The following is a 15,437-nucleotide window of genomic DNA, read 5'->3' on the forward strand; positions in this document are numbered from 1 at the left end:
GCCGGCCATGACTGATCTGTCCCCACTTCCGGGTCCCGCAAGCGTTGCCGTCGCGGCACTGGACGGGCGTTTTTTTCGCCCGCCGCTGCCTGACGGATACGTCTTGCGACCACGCCTTTGCGAGCGTCTGCAGGCCGGGCTCGGCGGGCGGCTGTTGCTGGTCAGCGCGCCTGCCGGGTTTGGCAAGAGTTCGCTGGCGGTGGAATTCTGCCAAAGTCTGCCGGCGCACTGGCAGAGCCTTTGGCTGGGTTTGAGCCCGCGTGACAGCGACCCCGGGCGGTTTCTCGAGCGCTTGCTCGAAGGCTTGCAGGATTACTTTCCGCAACTGGGCAGCCGCGCACTGGGCCTGCTGAAGATGCGTCAGCGCCATCAGCCGTTTGCTTTCGAAGAATGGCTCGACGGCTTGCTCGATGAGCTGGCGCTGCACCTCGATCCGGCAACGCCGCTATTGCTGGTTCTCGACGATTACCATCTCGCCCAAGGGCCGGTGCTCGACCGTTGCCTGCAATTTTTCCTCAATCATTTGCCCGATGGCTTGCTGGTCATGGTCACCAGTCGGCAGCGTCCGGACTGGCATCTGGCGCGCCTGCGCCTGTCGCGGCAACTGCTGGAGCTGCATGAACAGGACCTGCGCCTGACCCATGACGAAGCCTTGACCCTGCTCGATCGCCACAGCACATCACTGCGCGGCGAGGCTCTGGAAAACCTGATCCAGCGCAGCGAAGGCTGGGTCGCCGGGCTGCGTTTCTGGCTGCTGGCGGTTTCCGAGGCCGGCAGCGACGCGGCATTGCCGCAAGCACTTAATGGCGGGGAAGGGCTGATCCGCGACTATCTCCTTGAAGAAGTCATTGATTGCCTGCCCGCCGAAGTCCAGGCGTTTCTCTACGATACCGCCCCGCAGGAACGCTTCTGCAGCGAGTTGTGCGATGCCGTTCGTGAAGCCCATGACAGTGCCGAGATTCTGCGTTTCCTGCTCGCGCATCAGGTATTTCTGGTGCCGCTAGATGAACATGGGCACTGGTATCGCTATCACCATCTGTTTTCGGATTTGTTGCGCAGTCGGCCGATTGCTCAAGCCATGGTGCCCACCGCAACACTGCATCTGCGTGCCTGCCGCTGGTTCAATGCTCAAGGCTTGCTCGACGAAGCAGTGGAGCAGGCCTTGCGTGCCGGCCACCTCGACGTCGCGGCGAATCTGGTGCAAAACCTCTCCGAAGAGCAACTGCTCGCCGAGCAAAATGTCGGCATGTTGCTGCGCTGGAAGATGGACTTGCCCGACAGCCTGCTGATCAGTACGCCGCGCCTGATCGTCCTCTACAGCTGGGCGCTGGGGTTGGCCTGTCAGCTCGATGCGGCCGAAGAACTCTCAAGCCACTTGAGCCGTTTCCTGCCAGCGCCGTCCGCCACGGCGCAAAAATCGATGCTGGCGCAATGGCTGGCGCTGAGCGGGATCATCGCCCGCGGTCGCGGCCACCGTGAGTTGACCCTCAGGTATTGCACTGAAGCACTGGAGAGCCTGCCCGCCAAACGCTACGGTCAACGGCTGATGTGTTTATCGACACTGTCCAATCTGGCGATTGCCGACGGTGATCTGTGGCGCGCTCGCGGCCTGAACCGCGAATCCCTTGAACTGGCGCAACGCGTCGGCAACCCGTTGTTCGAAGCGTTGGCACATTACGACCGTGCCCGCGTGTTGCAGGCACGCGGCGAAATCCTCCGCGCGCTGGATGAAGTGCATCAAGGGCTGGAACGCCTGCGCGGCTTGTCGCCGCAACGCCTGTACGCGGTGCGGGCACGGCTGACCTTGTACGAAGGTTTTTTGCTGGCGATGCGCTTGCAGTCGCAAGCTGCACGCGTGCGTCTGCTGGCCGGTATCGGCGAGGCGCGGGCCTGTCGCGATATCAGCGTATTGATCGGTCACTGCGTGATCGCCCGCCTGGATGGCGCAAGCGGCGAGTTCGCCAAGGCTTTCGCCGAACTGGCGGAAGCCGAACGGTTGATGCACATCTGGGACGTACCGCCCATTTACTATCTGGCGATGATCACCCTGGTCAAATGCGAGCTGTGGCTGGCGCAGGGCCGCACCGATCTGGCCGAAGCCTGGCTGGCGCGACTGGGCCAGACCTACACTGGCGAACGCGCCGCCGCACCACCGGAATTTCATCCACAGCTGCCATTGCACGTTGAACTGCAACAGGCACTGCTCGATATGATCCAGGGGCAACCGATGCTCGCCGAAGGGCGGCTGAACGTGCTGCATGAAAACGGCCAGCAAACCGGGCGCCAGTTGCTGAGTGTGATGGCATTGACGCAGAAGGTCGCGTTGCTGCTGGCGGCTGGACGCGAGCCGGAAGCGCGCAAGGCGTTGAGCCAGGCACTGGAAGCTGCGGCCGGGGGCGTGCTGCAACCGTTCGATGCGTTGATGAAAGGACATGCAGACTGGTTACGCGGGCAGCTACAGGCTTCACCAGCGTTGGCGGGCCAACAGTTACTGGAACACTGCCCATCTGCCACAACCCGTCCAGCCGCCGAGTTCGCGACCACCGAACAACTCAGCAGCCGGGAAATGGCGGTGTTACGCCTGATCGCCCAAGGCTGCTCGAATCAGGAGATCAGCGAGCAGTTGTTCATTTCGTTGCATACGGTGAAAACCCACGCCAGCCATATCAACAGCAAGTTGGGGGTTGAGCGGCGGACGCAGGCCGTCGCTCGGGCGAAAGAAATTGGTGTGTTGTAGTATCACTCTTTGAAGGATATATCGTCTTTAAATGTGCTTGGTATTGCATATTCTCCGAGGATTGAAAGTGTATCCTGCGCCAATATCTGTCCCTCTTTCTGTAAAAGTGTTACGTCCACAGTAGCACTGACGGGGTCGAAGGCTATTTCGCAGTAAGTGGTAATTCTAACGTTTGTAGGTTGCCCAAGCACTTTCCAGTATATAACCGAAGCCAGGATTGCAATGTCTGCCAGACTGCGGAAATCGGGTTTGTTCTGAGCTACTTCGTATAGCGCTGTCAGGTTTTGTAGTTTTTGATCTCGATCACTACACATCCACATGTTTATATAAAATTTTGTGGCAATGCATAGCTGGCTGCAAGCCCTGCCGTCACTTGTAAGAGTCTGATGATGAGTTTGTAGAAGCTCATGCAGTGGAGTTGCAATGGATATGGGAAACAGGTGGTTGGTGAATTTTGTAAAGGGAATAGAAAAGATATGTACGGCAGACGGTGATTCTGAGAGTTTTGGTGCATATTCGATTAAAGTTTGAGCGAGCCTCAGTAGACTTTTCTGATCATTAGCCACAATTGCTACTTCGACAAGACGATCAATCATTAACAAGCAAGCAAGGCTGATTTTGTCCGGGCAATCATTCATCACTAACCCGCCTACCTCTTTCTGACACTCATAAGCGCGCTCTGTCTCTCCTTTTATCAAATAGGCCTTCTGGATCATAAGTTTCAGTTTGACTTGTGCTTCAGCTGCGTGTATCGGACTTTCCATGCGTAAGCGAGCGCGACGGGCTTCTTTCTCAAGTGACAACAATAAGTCACATTGTTCGAGCTTTATGTAGCATAGGCACGTGTTGAGAAATGTCCATGCCAACAGATTTTTTGCCCTCTGATCGAGGTTTTTTGCAGTGGAAAATTTGATGGCTGCGTTCGCCATTTGATTGGCGAACTTGTCGGCAAGCAGTTCAAAGGTTTTATCGATGAACTTTTCTTCGCTGAGGCTTGGCTCCGATATTAATTCGGCAACGTCGTGGATTAGTTTTATCCCCATGGATGTGACTTCTGCTGACGCGCCAAAATGTTCATATAGCACTTGAGAGGAGTCGAAAACCTCTTGAAGCAAATCTGTGTCTCGTCTCTTCAATGCATCCGATGCCGACTCAAGCAACGCGTCTGCCCAGGAAAGTTCAAATCGATCGACGGTGATACTTTTTATTTCCTGAAGATAACCAGGCGCTTCGCGAACAATTTTTTCGTACGCCTCAAGGGCTTCACGAGTGCCAGGGTTTTGCCGTGCAAACACAAGCAAGCTTTTCAGGTGGCGAAACGCAATTTCTCGATTAGAAGCGAAATGCTCTTTGAGGTTGCGAAGAGTGTTGAACAATAGTTTAAATTGCGTGGCGCTGGGTTTTGCTTTGGCAATACGGATTTGAGAGTTGAGGAGAAGTCTGGCCAATTCCGTAAGAATTTTCGACGTTCCAGGTTGCTGCGAATGGGCTATCGAAGTGACTGTTGTCAAAGCCCGGACATATCCATCTGGTGAAGTCGTGGTGTTTTTCAGTTCTTCCAGAGTGCCAATAAGGCGGGCAGCGGAAATATTCCAGGCGGTAGTTAATAGCTTTTTTAATGATGAATCTTCTAACTCTTGCAGGGCAGCATCTGGCTCGAAAAACACGCGAGGTCGCCACAATTCATCCAGATAAAACTCTCCGATCAAGTCTGGTTGCAATGCGCCATTCACGGCGCAGAGCCCCACGACACGCTTCATGCATACTTGAAATGTGGTTTCTGCTACTAGTTGTTTAAGCTCTAAAGCTACTTGCGAATAGCGCTCACGCACTATCGCCATCACCTGCTCATCATCGCTTACTTCTTCAATAGACGGAATTTTGAGTTTTCCCGTGTCTTTGTCTTCGATCAAAAGCAGTTTAGGGGTTTCGCCGGAACAATTAGAAACGATGATCCGATGATTTCCCTGCGGCAATGGATTGCCTCTCAATAGAGTATTCAATGCAATAATTTTTTTAACAGAGTCGAACTCTGAATCATCACTGCACAGTTCTTTCCAGCGACGTATTTCGCGTTGCAGAACTGGTTGCAGCAATTTATGTAAAGGTGGTACCTCCAGAATTTTCGGTTGCCGCGAGAAAGCCGCGGCTACTAGCCCTATTAGCAGGGGGCGCCCTTCAGTGATCGTAGCGACCTGTTTCCAGAATTCTGATTCAGCGGAGGGCAAGAACGGTAACGCTTGCGGTCCTCCGGTTTTTAGCCATTCAGCTGTCAGCTCGGGAATGAAGTTTGCCAGGCTCTTTAATTGTAAGGAGGCCTTGAATTGGTTGTTCATGATCATGGCGTTTGCAGGCGAGTTCGCCCCAATCAATATATTCCACCATTCTTCGGTAGCTCCTGATTCTCGCTCTAATAGCAGGATTCTAAGTTTGAACTTAAGCGCACTCTTTCTGGCACAGCACTGTTTCAAAAGAGAGTTGAGCGCTTGGGCATCGCGCGCCGCGTAGTCGACAATCAACAGCGCGGAACGTTTCAGGTCGAAAACTTCATCGAGGCTTTTCAGGTCATTCACGCTGAAAAAACCGCAGTACCAGTCCTCGGATTGCGCGAGCGCCAGTTCGTGAGCAAGCCGGCTTTTGCCCATGCCTGCTGAACCACAAATCGTCCACCAGAGGAATAGTCGCTGAGATTCCAGAAACTGGGTCAGTTCAGTCATCTCCTTAGCCCGCCCGGTAAGACGGATTTTGCGCTCCGTGAACATGAACCAATCAGGAGTGAAAGGCTCAACCGGATTATCTGAAGACTCGAGAATCATCAGCCAGGAGGGACGATTAGCCTGTTCACATCCCAGCCGATAGTCGCGAAGGATTTTGACCGCCTTTTCAAGCCTTTCAGGGGCAAGCGTAGCGGCAACTTTCAGCAAGCTTTTGAAGTCTTGAATATCGTTCTTGACGCAGAATACAAGGCGTCCGTCGATCACTTTATCGACGGATGTTTGCGAGTAGCTTTTCTGGCGGTCGGTCAAAATGTAGACGATCAGGCGGTCGTATTGCGTTTCAAGCTTGTGCTGGAAAAATGTGGTTAGGGTTTTATTGACTTTCGTGAGACTCGACGTTGAGGAGATCTGAATAGCGATGCGATTGACGTCGTCGGCCAAGTCAATGGCGGGGAAGTTTTCCTTTTCATGTACGTTGAGATTTCGTAAATGAGGCCAGTCCATGATCACTTGGAACAGTTCCACAAGCACCTTTTCAGCTACGCGATTGATGTCGTACTGCCCCATTGCGGTCGATGAGGAGATCGCCATACTCAGATAGGTGAACTCTGTACGTAACTGCTCGAGTGTTTGAAGATGCATGGCGACAAATCCTTTAAGCCAGTGAGTCTGGAATGGGCATCAACGAAGATGAGATTTTGAATTGAATTGCAAAATGCCAGCATTATTGGAAGATTCTGTGTTCTCGGCAACGTTACGCTTCAGAGTTGCCTCATCCGCTCATTGAAAATAATCTCCCGCGGTCGAATTCAGTTTCCCGAACCGATCGTGTTTGCTTGTTTAGGTAGCTATAAATGAATAGCCAGTCAGCGCTCATCCGCGAAACCTTCCCCGTCGGCCCGCTCCAGTGCAACTGCACCATCATCGGCGATCCGATCACCAAAAAAGCCATCGTCGTCGACCCGGGTGGCAACCCTGACCTGATCATGGCGCGTCTCGAAGCGCATGGCCTGAAAGTCGTCAGCATCATCCACACCCACGCGCATCTTGATCATTTCCTTGCCTCCGGCCAGATGAAAGAGAAAACCGGCGCGACCCTGCATTTGCACAAGGATGACCAGTTTTTGTGGGACAACCTTGAGATGCAGTGCCAGATGTTCGGCGTGCCATACACCCCGGTGCCATCACCGGATCGCTGGCTCAGCGATGACGAAGAACTGGCCTGCGGTTGCGGCGTGGCGCTGCATACGCCGGGTCATACGCCAGGTTCCATGAGCTTTTGGTTTTCCGAGGCTAAGCTGTTGATTGCCGGCGACACGCTGTTTCGTCGCGGCGTAGGGCGCACGGATTTGTGGGGCGGCGATCAGGCGACCATCGTGCGTTCGATCAAGCAGCGGTTGTACACCCTGGACGAAGACGCAATTGTTGTTGCCGGGCATGGTCCGGACACGCGTCTGGGCGATGAGATGCGCGAAAACCCGTTTGTGCGGGCCTAAATATTTTGTCACGAGTATGCGGCGGAATTTTTGTGCATTGTCATGATCCAACGCCCGCAGAGGTCCATTGCCAAACGGCCGCTGCATCACAGAATGCAAAAGTAGGAGCTCTCAATGTTCACCAAGCGTCGTTTGATTATTGTCGCTACTGCCGTGGCCTTGCTGTCCGGCTGCGCCTCGCCCAACCCTTATGACAATCAGGGCCAGGCCGACGGTGGCTCCCAGGGCATGAGCAAAACCGCCAAGTACGGTGGCCTGGGTGCGCTGGCCGGTGCACTGGCGGGTGCCGCCATTGACCATAACAACCGCGGCAAGGGTGCCTTGATCGGTGCCGCTGTGGTGGGTGCTTCGGCAGCCGGTTACGGTTATTACGCCGACAAGCAGGAAGCCAAGCTGCGTGCGAGCATGGCCAACACCGGGGTTGAAGTGCAGCGTCAGGGCGATCAGATCAAGCTGATCATGCCGGGCAATATCACGTTCGCTACCGATTCGGCGAACATCGCTTCGAGCTTCTATCAGCCGCTGAACAATCTGGCCAACTCGTTGAAAGAGTTCAACCAGAACCAGATCGAAATCGTCGGTTACACCGACAGCACCGGCAGCCGTCAGCACAACATGGACCTGTCCCAGCGTCGTGCACAGAGCGTGGCGACTTACCTGACCTCGCAAGGTGTCAGCGGTGCCAACCTGACGGCCCGTGGCGCTGGCCCGGACAATCCGATTGCCAGCAACGGCGACGTCAATGGCCGTGCGCAGAACCGTCGGGTTGAGGTCAATCTGAAGGCGATTCCAGGCCAGCAGTATGGTGGTCAGCAGCAACAGCCGGGTACGGTTCAGCAATATCCGTAACTGAATGCCTGAATGAAGAAATGCCCGATCCTGTGATCGGGCATTTTTTTTGTGTGGCCTGTTAGGGCCTCATCGCGGGCAAGCCCGCTCCCACAGGGTGATGGGGGGAACACAGATTTTGTGTACACCACCAATACCTGTGGGAGCGGGCTTGCCCGCGATGAGGCCATCACTGGCGATACAAATCGGCAGATACAAAAAAGCCCCCGGACAACAACATTGTCCGGGGGCTTTTTGTTTGCAGCGAAGCCTGATTACTTCTTCAAACCATAATGCTCATCGAGCATGCCCGGCGAGTTCGGGGTTTTCGGTGCGTAGTCGCGTGGAGGCTCCTGATCGCGCGGTGGCGTCAGGCGTTCACGCGGTGCCTGCGCTGCGTCGGCGTGCAGGGCGGCGATCAAGCGCTGGCGGGTTTGCTCGTCCAGGGCCAGACGATTGGCGCCCTCGGCGAGGTGATCCTGCACTTCCTGATAGCTCTGGGTCAGCTTCTTGACCAGCATCGCGGTGCTGTTGAAGTGGGTGACCACCTCGTTTTGATAACTGTCGAAACGCTCCTGGATATCATCCAGTTGACGCTGCGTGCGGCTCGGCGCGGCGTTTGGAGCAACGCGCGCGATCAGGAATCCAATGGCGACACCCACAACCAGGGCAAGAGTCGGTAACAACCAAACTAAGAGCGAGTGTTCCACGAGTCCTTCCTCTATAAACGGCTTTGCTTTACGTTAACGGCTCGAACCTGCGCTGTATACCGCGATTCACTCGCAATAGATTGGCACAGACAATTTGCTAGACGAGTCGACCCGATTCGAGGTCACGGAGTTCCTTCCTTGCTGATGCGTGAAACCCCTGTAGTGATTGCCGGCCCAGTCGGCCAAATTGAAGCACTGTACCTGGACAACGAGCAGCCACGCGGCATCGCGCTGATCTGCCATCCGAACCCGGTGCAGGGCGGCACCATGCTCAACAAGGTCGTTTCGACCTTGCAGCGCACCGCGCGCGACGCGGGCCTGATCACTTTGCGCTTCAACTATCGCGGCGTCGGCGCCAGCGAAGGTTCGCATGACATGGGCACCGGTGAAGTCGATGACGCGCAAGCCGCCGCTGCATGGCTGCTGGAAAAGCACCCGAATCTGCCGCTGACGCTGTTCGGTTTTTCCTTCGGCGGATTTGTTGCAGCAAGTCTCGGTGGCCGTCTCGAAGCACAAGGCGTGCAGCTCAAGCACCTGTTCATGGTCGCCCCGGCGGTGATGCGTCTTGGCGAGCAGGATCAACTGCCGCAACACGGCGAACTCACGGTGATCCAGCCAGAAACCGACGAAGTCATCGATCCGCAACTGGTCTACGACTGGTCTGACAAACTCCAGCGCCCCCATGAGCTGCTGAAAGTGGCAGAATGCGGACACTTTTTTCATGGCAAGTTGACCGATCTCAAGGATCTGATCCTGCCGCGTCTTTCGAATTGATTGCAGTCTGACAAGCGATTACCCATGACGAACCGTACCCGCATCCTCACCGGCATCACCACCACCGGCACGCCGCACCTGGGCAACTACGCCGGCGCCATCCGCCCGGCGATCCTCGCCAGTCGCGACAGCAATGCCGATTCGTTCTACTTTCTGGCCGACTACCACGCCCTGATCAAATGCGATGACCCGCTGCGCATTCAGCGCTCGCGTCTGGAAATCGCCGCGACCTGGCTGGCCGGTGGCCTCGACGTCGATCGCGTGACTTTCTACCGCCAGTCCGACATCCCGGAAATCCCTGAACTGACCTGGCTGCTGACCTGCGTTGCCGCCAAGGGCCTGCTCAACCGTGCGCACGCTTACAAGGCCTCGGTAGACAAGAACGTTGAAACCGGTGAAGACCCGGATGCCGGCATCACCATGGGCCTTTACAGCTACCCGGTGCTGATGGCGGCGGACATCCTGATGTTCAACGCGCACAAGGTGCCGGTCGGTCGCGACCAGATCCAGCACGTGGAAATGGCCCGTGATATCGGTCAGCGCTTCAACCACCTGTTCGGCCAGGGGAAAGAGTTTTTCACCATGCCGGAAGCGCTGATCGAGGAAAGTGTGGCCACGCTGCCAGGCCTCGACGGTCGCAAGATGTCGAAGAGCTACGACAACACCATTCCGTTGTTCTCCAGCGCCAAAGAGATGAAGGACGCGATCTCGCGGATCGTCACCGACTCCAAGGCGCCAGGCGAAGCAAAAGATCCAGATAATTCGCACCTGTTCACCCTGTTCCAGGCCTTCGCCACACCAGCGCAGTCCGACGAGTTCCGCAGCGAACTGTTGGGCGGTCTGGGTTGGGGTGAGGCGAAGAACCGTCTGTTCCAGTTACTCGACAACCAACTGGGCGAAGCGCGCGACAAGTATCACCAGTTGATCGAACGTCCGGCAGACCTGGAAGACATCCTGCAGATCGGCGCGAAAAAGGCCCGTGCCGTGGCGACGCCGTTCCTCAACGAGCTGCGCGAAGCCGTTGGCCTGCGCTCCTTCGTCAATCAGGTGCAAGTCGCTGCGACCACCAAGAAGAAAGCCGCCAAAGCCGCCCGCTTTGTCAGCTTCCGTGAAGACGACGGCAGTTTCCGTTTCCGTCTGCTGGCGGCCGATGGCGAGCAACTGCTGCTGTCGCGTAACTTCGCCGACGGCAAAACCGCGGGTCAGGTGACCAAGCAACTGCAATCCGGCCAGCCGCTGGACGTGCGCAGCGAAGACCTGAGCTTCAGCGTGTGGCTGGAAGGCGAGTGCGTCGGCGACAGCCCGGCATTCGCCGACGTTGCTGCACGGGACGCAGCCATCGAGGCTCTGCGCCTCGCGCTGACACCGGTTCAGGAATAATCAACGGGCCGGCCCGACCAAGGGCCGATTGCCATTCCCACGGGCCGTCGCTACAGTGACGGCCCGTTTTTGTTGCCTTGCTAACGAATTATGACGCCCCTAGAACGATACCAAGCTGATCTGAAACGCCCGGACTTCTTCCATGATGCCGCGCAGGAAACTGCTGTGCGTCATTTGCAGCGCCTGTACGAGGACCTGATCGCCGCCGATCAGAACAAGCCGGGCTTGCTGAGCAAACTGTTTGGCAAAAAGGATCAGACGCCGGTCAAGGGCCTGTATTTCTGGGGCGGCGTGGGTCGCGGCAAGACTTACCTGGTCGACACCTTCTTCGAAGCGCTGCCGTTCAAGGAAAAGACCCGCACCCACTTCCACCGCTTCATGAAGCGTGTGCACGAAGAGATGAAGACCCTCGGCGGCGAGAAAAACCCGCTGACCATCATCGCCAAGCGTTTTGCGACTGAATCGCGGGTGATCTGCTTCGATGAATTCTTCGTCTCCGACATCACCGACGCCATGATTCTCGGCACGCTGATGGAAGAACTGTTCAAAAACGGCGTGACCCTGGTCGCGACCTCGAACATCGTTCCGGACGGTCTGTACAAGGACGGCCTGCAACGTGCGCGCTTCCTGCCAGCGATCGCGCTGATCAAGCAGAACACCGAGATCGTCAACGTCGACAGCGGCGTCGATTACCGTTTGCGTCACCTCGAACAAGCGGAACTGTTCCACTACCCGCTCGACGAAGCCGCTCACGAGAGCTTGCGCAAGAGCTTCAAGGCGCTGACGCCAGAATGCACAGCAGCCGTCGAGAACGACGTGCTGATGATCGAGAACCGTGAAATTCGTGCGTTGCGCACTTGCGATGATGTGGCCTGGTTCGACTTCCGTGAACTGTGCGACGGTCCTCGCAGCCAGAACGACTACATCGAACTGGGCAAGATTTTCCACGCCGTGCTGCTCAGCGGTGTCGAACAGATGAGCGTCACCACCGACGACATCGCACGCCGCTTCATCAACATGGTCGACGAATTCTACGACCGTAACGTCAAGCTGATCATTTCTGCTGAAGTCGAGCTGAAGGATCTGTACACCGGCGGACGTTTGAACTTCGAGTTCCAGCGCACGCTGAGCCGTCTGCTGGAGATGCAATCGCACGAATTCCTGTCGCGGGCGCACAAGCCTTAAACAGCGTTCGGCAAATGAAAAGGGCCTGCAATTGCAGGCCCTTTTTTATGCACTTAGGATCTTCCCTGTGGGAGCGAGCCTGCTCGCGAAAGCGGTGTGTCAGCCAACAATCGTGTTGAATGTAAAACCGAATTCGCGAGCAGGCTCGCTCCCACATTGGAATTTCGCTGTTGCGCCTAGGTTATGCAGCCTGCTGAAACTGCTGCCGATACTGGTTCGGCGACAGCTCGGTGTGCTGGCGGAACAGCCGCGCAAAGAAGCTCGCATCGTCGTAACCGACTTCATAACTGATGGTCTTGATGCTCTTGCGGCTGCCGGACAGCAAGCCTTTGGCTGTCTCGATGCGCAGGCGTTGCAGGTAGTGCAACGGTTTGTCGCCGGTGGCGGTCTGGAAGCGGCGCATGAAATTGCGGATGCTCATGCCGTGCTCGCGGGCCACATCTTCGAAGCGAAACTTGTCGGCGAAATGCTCTTCGAGCCAGTGCTGTATCTGCAGGATGATCACGTCCTGATGCAGCTTCTGACCGCCGAAACCGATACGTCCCGGCGAATAGCTGCGCTGCACTTCATAGAGGATGTCGCGGGCTACGGCTTGCGCCACGTTGGCGCCGCAGAAGCGCTCGATCAGGTAGATGTAGAGGTCGCAGGCCGAAGTAGTGCCGCCGGCGCAGTACAGATTGTCGGCGTCGGTCAGGTGTTTGTCCTGATTGAGATAAACCTTCGGGAAGCGCTCGGCGAATGCATTGAAGAAACGCCAGTAGGTGGTCGCTTCCTTGCCATTGAGCAGACCGGCCTCGGCCAGCCAGAACACCCCGGTGGCCTCCCCGCAGAGCACGGCGCCGCGCGCATGTTGCTCGCGCAGCCATGGCAGGACTTGTGGGTAACGGCTGCACAACGTGTCGAAATCGTCCCAGAACGCCGGAAGGATAATCACGTCGGCGTTTTCCAGGCCGCCGTCCACCGGCATTACCACGTCACTGAAGCTGTTCACCGGTTTGCCGTCAGGGCTGACCAGGCGCGTTTCGAACGCCGGTGTCAGGCCGTGGCCCAGTTGTTTGCCGTAACGCAGGCTGGCCAGATGGAAGAAATCCTTGGCTTGCATGAGAGTGGAGGCGAAAACCCGGTCGATAGCCAGGATGCTGACGCGCCGCAAGGGCGTGGAGACTTGCTTAGACATAATTCAACTTTTGTTTTGTTTTTATAAGGGAAAGTGGTCACCAGACGGCTGGATCGTCTTATTTTTTGTCGGATGTGTCCAGTGTCCTGTATCGGAGGTGAGGCTTAGTCTCTGAAGGTCACATCCCTCCAACAAGAAAGAAAGGTGCCGCATGATCCCCAGAACCTTGTTCAGCTCCGAGCACGAATTGTTCCGCGACAGCGTACGAACCTTCCTCGAAAAAGAGGCCGTGCCGTTCCATGCTCAGTGGGAGAAACAAGGCCATATCGACCGCAAGCTGTGGAACAAGGCAGGGGAGGCGGGGATGCTCTGCTCGCATCTGCCGGAAGAGTACGGCGGGCTGGGGGCGGACTTTCTTTACAGCGCGGTGGTGATTGAAGAGGTCGGTCGACTGGGCTTGACCGGGATCGGTTTCTCGCTGCATTCGGACATCGTTGCGCCCTACATCCTGCATTACGGCAGTGAAGCGCTGAAGCACAAATACCTGCCGAAACTGGTCTCGGGCGAAATGGTCACGGCGATTGCCATGACCGAACCGGGTGCTGGCTCCGATCTGCAGGGAGTCAAGACCACCGCCGTGCTGGACGGTGATGACTATGTGATCAACGGTTCGAAAACCTTCATCACTAACGGCTTTCTCGCCGATCTGGTGATCGTCGTCGCCAAGACCGATCCGAAGGCTGGCGCGAAGGGCACCAGCCTGTTTCTGGTCGAGGCGAATACGCCGGGCTTCGAGAAGGGCAAGCGCCTGGAGAAGGTCGGAATGAAGGCTCAGGACACGTCGGAATTGTTCTTCCTGGACGTGCGTGTGCCGAAGGAGAACCTGTTGGGTCAGGCCGGGGCAGGGTTTGCCTATCTGATGCAGGAACTGCCGCAGGAGCGTCTGACCGTGGCGATCGGTGGGCTGGCTTCAGCCGAGGCTGCGCTGAAGTGGACGCTCGATTACACCCGTGATCGCAAGGCGTTCGGCAAGGCAATTGCCGACTTCCAGAACACCCGCTTCAAGCTGGCGGAAATGGCCACGGAGATTCAGATCGGCCGCGTGTTCGTCGACAAATGTCTGGAACTGCACCTGCAAGGCAAGCTCGATGTGCCGACGGCGGCGATGGCCAAGTATTGGGGCACCGACCTGCAATGCAAAGTGCTCGACGAATGCGTGCAGTTGCATGGCGGTTACGGCTTCATGTGGGAATACCCGGTAGCCCGGGCGTGGGCGGATGCGCGGGTGCAGCGGATTTATGCCGGGACCAATGAAATCATGAAGGAGATCATTGCGCGTTCGCTGTAGGTTTTCGGCGGCTGGTTAGACCGCTATCGCGAGCAGGCTCACTCCTACAGGGGAGCGCATTCCAAAATGTGGGAGTGAGCCTGCTCGCGAAGCTTTTAGCGGCTGATCACGGTGCGGGGTTCGGATGATCCTTGTGAATCGCCTCGATCCCCGCCAGCACTTCATCGGAAAGTTTCAAGTCAAAACTGGCAATGTTGCTGTCCAGTTGCTCAAGCGTCGTCGCACCAATGATGTTGCTGGTGACGAACGGTTGCTGAGTGACAAAGGCCAGTGCCATTTGCGCCGGATCGAGACCGTGTTCACGCGCCAGCGCGACATAACGGCTGCACGCGGCTTCCGATTGCGCATTGAAATAGCGGCTGAAGCGGCTGTAGAGGCTCAGACGACCTTTTGGCGGACGCGCACCACCTTCGTATTTGCCCGACAGGAAACCGAACGCCAGCGGCGAATAGGCAAGCAAACCGCACTGTTCGCGGATGGCGATTTCCGCCAGGCCGACTTCAAAGCTGCGGTTTAGCAGGTTGTAGGGATTCTGGATCGACACCGCACGCGGCCAGCCACGGGCTTCGGCCAAGGCGAGGAAGCGCATGGTGCCCCACGGTGTCTCGTTGGACAGGCCGATGTGGCGAATCTTGCCGGCCTTCACCTGTTCATCGAGCGCTTCCAGGGTGTCTTCGAGCGGGGTGAGGTTGGCTTCGATCTTGTGCTTGTAGCCCAGTTGTCCGAAAAAATTGGTGCTGCGCTCAGGCCAGTGCAATTGATAAAGATCGATGTAGTCGGTCTGTAAACGTTTGAGGCTGGCATCCACCGCTTCGGTGATGTGCTGGCGGTTGTGGCGCAGGTTTTTGTCGCGGATGTAGTCGATGGTGTTGCCGGGGCCGGCGATCTTGCTGGCGAGGATCCAGTCGGCGCGGTCGCCGCGACTTTTGAAGTAATTGCCGATGTAGCGCTCGGTGGTGGCGTAGGTTTCGGCTTTCGGCGGCACCGGATACATTTCGGCGGTGTCGATGAAATTGATCCCGGCCTCTTTGGCCCGTTCAATCTGCGCGAAAGCTTCAGCTTCAGTGTTTTGCTCGCCCCAGGTCATGGTGCCGAGGCAGATTGCACTCACGTTCAGGTCGGTACGGCCTAGCTGGCGATAGTCC

11 protein-coding genes are annotated in these 15,437 nt (G+C 56.6%); 7 read left to right on the top strand and 4 right to left on the bottom strand.

Features of this window, described 5'->3' with window-relative positions; genetic code table 11:
* Positions 1-7: 7 nt before the first annotated feature.
* Entirely contained in the window at positions 8-2,737 is a 2,730-nt protein-coding gene (locus tag ACIOWE_RS26200) for a LuxR C-terminal-related transcriptional regulator (RefSeq protein WP_401397536.1), read from the top strand.
* A 2-nt stretch (positions 2,738-2,739) separates the two neighbouring features.
* Here ACIOWE_RS26200 and ACIOWE_RS26205 read toward each other — a convergent pair whose 3' ends face one another.
* A complete protein-coding gene (locus tag ACIOWE_RS26205) occupies positions 2,740-6,096 on the bottom strand; it encodes an SMEK domain-containing protein (protein WP_401397539.1) in 3,357 nt (1,118 codons plus the stop codon).
* 212 nt (positions 6,097-6,308) lie between these two features.
* Between ACIOWE_RS26205 and ACIOWE_RS26210 the strand changes: the two genes are divergently transcribed.
* Together ACIOWE_RS26210 and ACIOWE_RS26215 are read left to right on the top strand one after the other, a co-directional pair.
* On the top strand, positions 6,309-6,950 hold the full coding sequence (locus ACIOWE_RS26210; RefSeq protein WP_401397542.1) for an MBL fold metallo-hydrolase: 642 nt from the start codon (positions 6,309-6,311) through the stop codon (positions 6,948-6,950).
* A gap of 114 nt (positions 6,951-7,064) precedes the next feature.
* The gene (locus ACIOWE_RS26215) at positions 7,065-7,799 is read left to right on the top strand and encodes an OmpA family protein (RefSeq protein ID WP_064392880.1); all 735 of its coding nucleotides are present in this window, start codon (positions 7,065-7,067) and stop codon (positions 7,797-7,799) included.
* A gap of 254 nt (positions 7,800-8,053) precedes the next feature.
* Here the strand turns inward: ACIOWE_RS26215 and ACIOWE_RS26220 are convergent, their stop codons facing one another.
* The gene (locus tag ACIOWE_RS26220) at positions 8,054-8,488 is read right to left on the bottom strand and encodes a YhcB family protein (protein ID WP_064392879.1); all 435 of its coding nucleotides are present in this window, start codon (positions 8,486-8,488) and stop codon (positions 8,054-8,056) included.
* A gap of 144 nt (positions 8,489-8,632) precedes the next feature.
* Between ACIOWE_RS26220 and ACIOWE_RS26225 the strand changes: the two genes are divergently transcribed.
* From ACIOWE_RS26225 to zapE, 3 genes are all read left to right on the top strand, one after another.
* Positions 8,633-9,262, top strand: coding sequence for an alpha/beta hydrolase (locus tag ACIOWE_RS26225; RefSeq protein WP_401397556.1), 630 nt, complete (start codon positions 8,633-8,635; stop codon positions 9,260-9,262).
* Between the two features lie 24 nt (positions 9,263-9,286).
* Positions 9,287-10,642: a tryptophan--tRNA ligase gene (locus ACIOWE_RS26230; RefSeq protein ID WP_401397545.1), complete on the top strand. Its 1,356-nt coding sequence runs from the start codon at positions 9,287-9,289 to the stop codon at positions 10,640-10,642.
* 90 nt (positions 10,643-10,732) lie between these two features.
* On the top strand, positions 10,733-11,827 hold the full coding sequence (zapE, locus tag ACIOWE_RS26235) for a cell division protein ZapE (RefSeq protein WP_034156483.1): 1,095 nt from the start codon (positions 10,733-10,735) through the stop codon (positions 11,825-11,827).
* Between the two features lie 181 nt (positions 11,828-12,008).
* Here zapE and ACIOWE_RS26240 read toward each other — a convergent pair whose 3' ends face one another.
* Entirely contained in the window at positions 12,009-12,905 is an 897-nt protein-coding gene (locus ACIOWE_RS26240; protein ID WP_169842445.1) for a GlxA family transcriptional regulator, read from the bottom strand.
* Positions 12,906-13,155: 250 nt separating this feature from the next.
* On the opposite strand from ACIOWE_RS26240, the gene ACIOWE_RS26245 reads away from it, so the two are divergent.
* Positions 13,156-14,292, top strand: a complete 1,137-nt coding sequence (locus ACIOWE_RS26245) for an acyl-CoA dehydrogenase family protein (RefSeq protein WP_401397548.1) — start codon at positions 13,156-13,158, stop codon at positions 14,290-14,292.
* Between the two features lie 106 nt (positions 14,293-14,398).
* On the opposite strand, the gene ACIOWE_RS26250 is transcribed toward ACIOWE_RS26245, so the two are convergent.
* Positions 14,399-15,437: NADP(H)-dependent aldo-keto reductase (locus tag ACIOWE_RS26250; RefSeq protein ID WP_401397551.1), on the bottom strand; the 1,039-nt coding region annotated here is incomplete at its 5' end.

Origin of the sequence: Pseudomonas sp. NPDC087598 (assembly GCF_044743525.1) — a bacterium.
GTDB lineage: Bacteria > Pseudomonadota > Gammaproteobacteria > Pseudomonadales > Pseudomonadaceae > Aquipseudomonas.

What these genes read in the sequence shown, in the direction of transcription:
- zapE (WP_034156483.1), top strand. Translation starts at nt 10,733, where the DNA reads ATGACGCCCCTAGAACGATACCAAGCTGATCTGAAACGCCCGGACTTC.
- ACIOWE_RS26210 (WP_401397542.1), top strand. Translation starts at nt 6,309, where the DNA reads ATGAATAGCCAGTCAGCGCTCATCCGCGAAACCTTCCCCGTCGGCCCG.
- ACIOWE_RS26205 (WP_401397539.1), bottom strand. Translation starts at nt 6,096, where the DNA reads ATGCATCTTCAAACACTCGAGCAGTTACGTACAGAGTTCACCTATCTG.
- ACIOWE_RS26215 (WP_064392880.1), top strand. Translation starts at nt 7,065, where the DNA reads ATGTTCACCAAGCGTCGTTTGATTATTGTCGCTACTGCCGTGGCCTTG.
- ACIOWE_RS26245 (WP_401397548.1), top strand. Translation starts at nt 13,156, where the DNA reads ATGATCCCCAGAACCTTGTTCAGCTCCGAGCACGAATTGTTCCGCGAC.
- ACIOWE_RS26200 (WP_401397536.1), top strand. Translation starts at nt 8, where the DNA reads ATGACTGATCTGTCCCCACTTCCGGGTCCCGCAAGCGTTGCCGTCGCG.
- ACIOWE_RS26225 (WP_401397556.1), top strand. Translation starts at nt 8,633, where the DNA reads ATGCGTGAAACCCCTGTAGTGATTGCCGGCCCAGTCGGCCAAATTGAA.
- ACIOWE_RS26230 (WP_401397545.1), top strand. Translation starts at nt 9,287, where the DNA reads ATGACGAACCGTACCCGCATCCTCACCGGCATCACCACCACCGGCACG.